Consider the following 5064-nt stretch of genomic DNA (forward strand, 5'->3'; position numbering starts at 1 on the left):
GAGATCGAGACGACGTTCACGCACACCGTGGTCGGTGAGTCGAGCGCGGCGCTGGAGTGGACCTCCACCGGCACCCTGCGCGACGGGAAGCCGTTCACCTACCGCGGGGTCACCCTGATCGAGGGGGACGAGGAGGAGCTGTCCGGCGTCCGCACCTACTACGACTCGGCCGCCTTCATCCAGGGCCGCAGCGGCACCGCCTGACCTCGGCAGCACAGCAGCGCCCCGGTGACCGGCGGGCCGCCGGGGCGCTGCGGTACCGACGGCGGTCGGCCGTGAACCGGATCGTCGGGTCCGGCCATGAAGGGGTGTGACGAGCCCACCCTCCGCTGCCGGAGAATCACCACCCGTGGTCGGACTCCGCTCCGTGCACCGGTCGATCGACCCTCCGCCGGGTCCGGTGCCGCTGCGGGCACTCCCCTCGGCGCTGCCCACCGACGCCGCGCTGATCGCCCGCTCGACGTCCGAGCCGGAGCAGTTCACCGCACTGTTCGACCGGCACGCCGCCGCCGTGCACCGCTACCTCGGCCGGCGCGTGGGCGACCTCGCCGACGACCTGCTCAGCGAGACGTTCCTCATCGCGTTCCGCCGGCGCGCGGCGTACCGCCCGCAGCACGTCGAGGTCCGCCCCTGGCTGCTGGGCATCGCCACCCACGTCGTGCACGGGCACGAGCGCACCGAGCGGCGCCGCTACCGGACGCTGGCCAAGGCCGCCGGGCAGCCGGAGGAGCACGCCGCCGACCCTGCCGAAGCAGCCGACCGGATCGACGCCCAGGCCTTGCGCGGCCCGCTGGCCGGCGCGCTGGCGGCGCTGGAGCCCCGGGACCGGGACGCGCTGCTCCTGCTCGCCTGGGGCGACCTGACCTATGCCGAGATCGCCGCCGTCCTCGACGTCCCGGTCGGGACGGTCCGCTCCCGGCTGCACCGCGCCCGCCGGCAGACCCGCACCGCGCTCGGGGACGTCTCCCCGTCCAGCGACACCCCGGAGGAGACCCGATGAACGAGCTGACCGCACTCCGCGAGGCCGGCCCCGAGGCGCCGGCCCTCTCCCCCGCCGCTCGCTCCGCCGCCCGGGCCGCCCTGCTGGCGGAGATCGACGGCCCGGCCACGGCCCGCCGTCGCAGGCCCAGCCGGCGGACGACGCTGCGGCTGGGTGCCGCGGGGGTCGCCGTCGCCGCGGCCTGGACGGCGGCCGTCGTCATCGCCGCGCCGGACGGTCCGGGGACACCGGCCGACAGCGTCACGCTCGTCGACTTCACGATGCCGACGTTCCCGCTCTCGCTCGACCCGGTCCCCGACGGGCTCCGTCCGGCCTTCGACGGGGACGGCGACGGCGCCTCGATCGCCGCCTACGACGACCCCACCGGGGAGCACGGCTTCACCCTGCACGTGGGCGACGACGAGTCCCCGCGGCCCGACGAGGACGTGGCCGGCGTCGAGGTCGCGGCGGTGGACGAGGTCAGCGTCGACGGACGCGACGCCGAACTGGTCCGCTGGTCCCAGGACTGGTGCACCGGCGACGGCCTGGGCGAGGACTGCGGTCGCCGCGCGTTCACCTGGCTGACCTGGGAACGGTCGGAGGACCAGTGGGTGACGATCGAGGCCCACGGCCGGTACCGGACGTCCGAGCAGGTGCTGGCCATCGCGCGGTCACTGGTCGACCGACCGCAGCCCGCGACCCTGGACATCGGGCTGGCACCGGCCGGCTGGTCGGTGCAGTTCTTCAAGATGGGCCGGGTGCTGACGCTGGTCAACGACGCGTACGAGCAGCAGGAGATCACCGTCCACGTCCCGCTGCCGGAGGACGTGGCCCCGGCCGACCAGGTGCGCAGCAGCATCATGGGGCCGATCGGCCCCCAGCTGGACGTGGTCGTGCACGGCCGGCCGGCCCAGCTGGTGCTGGTCGACACCGGGTACCTGGACCAGCGCGGCTGGTTCCTGCAGGCGCAGTTCACCGACGGGACGACGTTCACCCTGCAGGTGCCCGACGCGTTCACCCAGGAGCAGGTGCTCGAGTTCGCCGAGCAGGTGAAACACCGACCCTGAGGACGACGAAGGCCCCCACCCGGATCGGGTGGGGGCCTTCGACTGGTGGGCAAGGGGGGAGTTGAACCCCCACGTCCTCTCGGACACACGGACCTGAACCGTGCGCGTCTGCCATTCCGCCACTTGCCCTGGCGAGGAAGGACAGTAGCAGCCCCCGGCGCCGCCTCTCGCAGCCCCCCGCTCGGCACGGCACCGACCATCGCCGGCGGCGCGCTGGTAGAACGGTGTGTCGACACGGCGCGGACGAGATCGTCCGGGGCGTCCTGTGCTTCCCGACCGTTCCGGCGACCCGCCCCCGGTTACGATCGGCACTCAGGGCAGTGGGAGGTCGACCGAGCGCAAGGGAGCGACTGTGGGTGCGCTGCAGCGCTTCGAACGACGCCTCGAGGGCATGGTCGGGCTGGCCTTCGCCCGGGTGTTCAAGGGGAAGGTGCACCCCGCCGAGATCGCCCACGCCCTCCAGCGCGAGGCCGATGAGCAGCGCTCGGTGCTCAGTGGTGACCGGGTGCTCGCCCCGAACGTCTTCGTCGTGACCCTCGGCCCCACCGACCACGAGAACCTGGTCGAGTGGTCCGAGCAGCTGGCCGCTGAGCTCGCCGACATGGTCGCAGAGCACATCCAGCGCGAGGGCTACCAGACCTTCGGCGACATCGAGGTCCGGCTGGAGCTCGACGAGGAGCTGCGCACCGGGGTCTTCGAGGTCGGCTCGCACGTCACCGGCGGGGCCTCGCAGCGCTCGCCGGCCGCGCCACCGCCACCCCCACCCGGCCTGCCCCCGCTGCCGCGGCTGCCCGGCGCCGCCATGGGGGCCACCGACACCGGCGCCCAGGAACCCTCGGTCGTGGGCCGCCCCGGCCAGCGGGTCAGCCACGTCCTGGTCGTCGACGGCCCGGGCACCAAGCACGTGCTCGAACAGGGCAGCAACGTGCTGGGTCGCGGCACCGAGGCCGACGTCCGGCTGCCCGACACCGGGGTGAGCCGCAAGCACGCCGACGTCCAGCTCGTCGGCGGCGCGGTCGTCGTCGAGGACCTCGGCTCGACCAACGGCACGCTGGTGAACGGTCGCCGGGTGGGGCGCCAGGAGCTGGCCGACGGCGATGTCCTCCGCATCGGTCACTCGGTGCTGGTGTACCGACAGGACGGCGCGTGAGCGCGGTCCCCGGGGGTCGCTGTGCCGGCTGAGATCGTGCTGCAGGCCTTCCGCTTCGGGTTCCTGATCCTGCTCTGGCTGTTCGTCTTCGCCGCCTTCCGGGTGGTGCGCGCCGACCTGTTCGGGGGCCGGGCCGGCCGGGTGGCCTCGGTGCCGCCCCGCGCCGCCGCCGCCCGCAAGCGCGGCGGCCGCGGACCCCGCCACCTCGTCGTCACCGCCGGCCCGCTGTCGGGCACCCGGATCACCCTGGGGGAACAGGCCATCCTGATCGGCCGCGCCGACGACTCGACCCTGGTGCTCACCGACGACTTCGCCTCCTCCCGGCACGCGCGGCTGACCAACCGCGGCGGCCAGTGGTACGTGGAGGACCTCGGGTCCACCAACGGCACCTACCTCGACCAGCAGCGGGTGCAGGGCCCGCTGCTGGTGGCCCCCGGTCAGCCGATCCGGATCGGGCAGACCGTCCTGGAGCTGCGTTCATGAGCTTGGTCCTCCGCTATGCGGCGCGTTCCGACCGCGGTCTGATCCGCGGCACCAACCAGGACTCGGTGTACGCCGGGCCCCGGTTGCTGGCCGTCGCGGACGGCATGGGCGGGCACGCGGCGGGCGACGTCGCCAGCAAGGTCGTCATCGCGGCGCTGGAGCACCTCGACGAGGACGCCCCCTCCGGCGACCTGCTCCAGGCGCTGCGTCACGCGGTGTTCGAGGGCAGCGAGCACCTGCGCGAGGTGATCCGGGAATCCCCGCAGCTGGAGGGCATGGGGACGACGCTGACCGCCGTCCTCTTCGCCGGCGGCCGGTTGGGGCTGTGCCACGTCGGTGACTCCCGCGCCTACCTGATGCGTGACGGCGAGCTGCATCAGATCACCCACGACGACACCTTCGTCCAGACGCTGATCGACGACGGCCGGATCACCGAGGAGGAGGCCAACAGCCACCCGCAGCGCTCGCTGCTGCTGCGCGCCCTCAACGGCCAGGACGTCGAGCCGGACCTGTCGATGCGCGACGCCCGCGCCGGCGACCGCTACATGCTGTGCTCCGACGGGCTCTCCGGCGTGGTCAGCCACGAGACGCTCGCCGGCGCGCTGCGTGAACCGGACGCCCAGGCGACCGCCGACCGGCTGATCGAGCTCGCGCTGCGCAGCGGCGGCCCGGACAACATCACCTGCATCGTGGCCGACGTCGTCGAGGACGACGGCCGTGGCGTGCTCGTCGAGCCGGTCGTCGACGGCGCCGCCGGCGACCACGTGGGCCAGCGGGAGGTCGACCCCCGGTCGGCCGCCGGTCGCGCCGCGCTCGCCGACCCGCAGGCCACCGGGCAGTCCACCGCGCTGACCACCAGCTCCCCACCGCCGCGCCGTCGCCGGCCGTTGCGGACCGCGCTGTTCGCGCTGGCCGCCGTCGTGGTGCTGGGGGCCGCGACGATCGGCGCCTACCTGTTCGTGATGGGCCACTGGTTCGTCGGGGTCGCCGAGACCGCCGACGGCGACCGGGTCGGGGTGTTCCGCGGACTCAACGCCTCCGTCGTCGGGCTGGACCTCTACCGCCTGGACGAGGCGACGGCGCTGGCCACCACCGACCTCACCCAGGCCGCCCGCAACCGGGTCAGCGACGGGATCCCCGCCGACGACCCGGACGACGCCGCGCGGATACTGTCCAACCTCCGCGGCCAGCAGCTGCCGCTGTGCCGGACGACGTCCGCGCTGGCCACCGGCACCCCGTCCCCCACCCCGGCCCCTCCGGCGAAGCGGGCGAGCGCCCGGTGGTCGCGCACGATGACCAGGACGGCGACGAACAGCACCAGCCCGACCGTGGCCCACACCAACTGGACCGGGGCGTCCACGCTCGCGGAGCTGCTGCCGCCGAGC

At 74.2% G+C, this 5064-nt stretch carries 6 protein-coding genes and 1 tRNA gene; 6 read left to right on the forward strand and 1 reads right to left on the reverse strand.

Annotated features, from left to right (window positions below):
• The 3 genes from G5C62_RS25550 to G5C62_RS25560 form a co-directional block, all read left to right on the forward strand.
• Positions 1-204, forward strand: a 204-nt coding sequence (locus G5C62_RS25550) for a hypothetical protein (protein WP_206330864.1), incomplete at its 5' end; no start/stop codon positions are given.
• 145 nt (positions 205-349) lie between these two features.
• The gene (locus tag G5C62_RS25555; protein WP_241176136.1) at positions 350-1000 is read left to right on the forward strand and encodes an RNA polymerase sigma factor; all 651 of its coding nucleotides are present in this window, start codon (positions 350-352) and stop codon (positions 998-1000) included.
• Complete coding sequence (locus G5C62_RS25560) at positions 997-2046, forward strand: hypothetical protein (RefSeq protein ID WP_164703218.1); 1050 nt, start codon at positions 997-999, stop codon at positions 2044-2046. Before G5C62_RS25555 ends, G5C62_RS25560 begins: the two co-directional genes overlap by 4 nt.
• A gap of 43 nt (positions 2047-2089) precedes the next feature.
• On the opposite strand, the gene G5C62_RS25565 is transcribed toward G5C62_RS25560, so the two are convergent.
• Positions 2090-2175: transfer RNA gene (locus G5C62_RS25565), tRNA-Leu, on the reverse strand.
• A gap of 223 nt (positions 2176-2398) precedes the next feature.
• On the opposite strand from G5C62_RS25565, the gene G5C62_RS25570 reads away from it, so the two are divergent.
• The 3 genes from G5C62_RS25570 to G5C62_RS25580 all read left to right on the forward strand — a co-directional run.
• Positions 2399-3196, forward strand: a complete 798-nt coding sequence (locus G5C62_RS25570; protein ID WP_036332512.1) for a DUF3662 and FHA domain-containing protein — start codon at positions 2399-2401, stop codon at positions 3194-3196.
• 21 nt (positions 3197-3217) lie between these two features.
• Positions 3218-3679: an FHA domain-containing protein gene (locus G5C62_RS25575; RefSeq protein ID WP_036332510.1), complete on the forward strand. Its 462-nt coding sequence runs from the start codon at positions 3218-3220 to the stop codon at positions 3677-3679.
• Positions 3676-5064 (forward strand): PP2C family serine/threonine-protein phosphatase (locus G5C62_RS25580; RefSeq protein ID WP_164703219.1); only part of this gene is annotated, 1389 nt, incomplete at its 3' end. The genes G5C62_RS25575 and G5C62_RS25580, both read left to right, overlap by 4 nt.

This window comes from Modestobacter sp. KNN46-3, assembly GCF_011039295.1.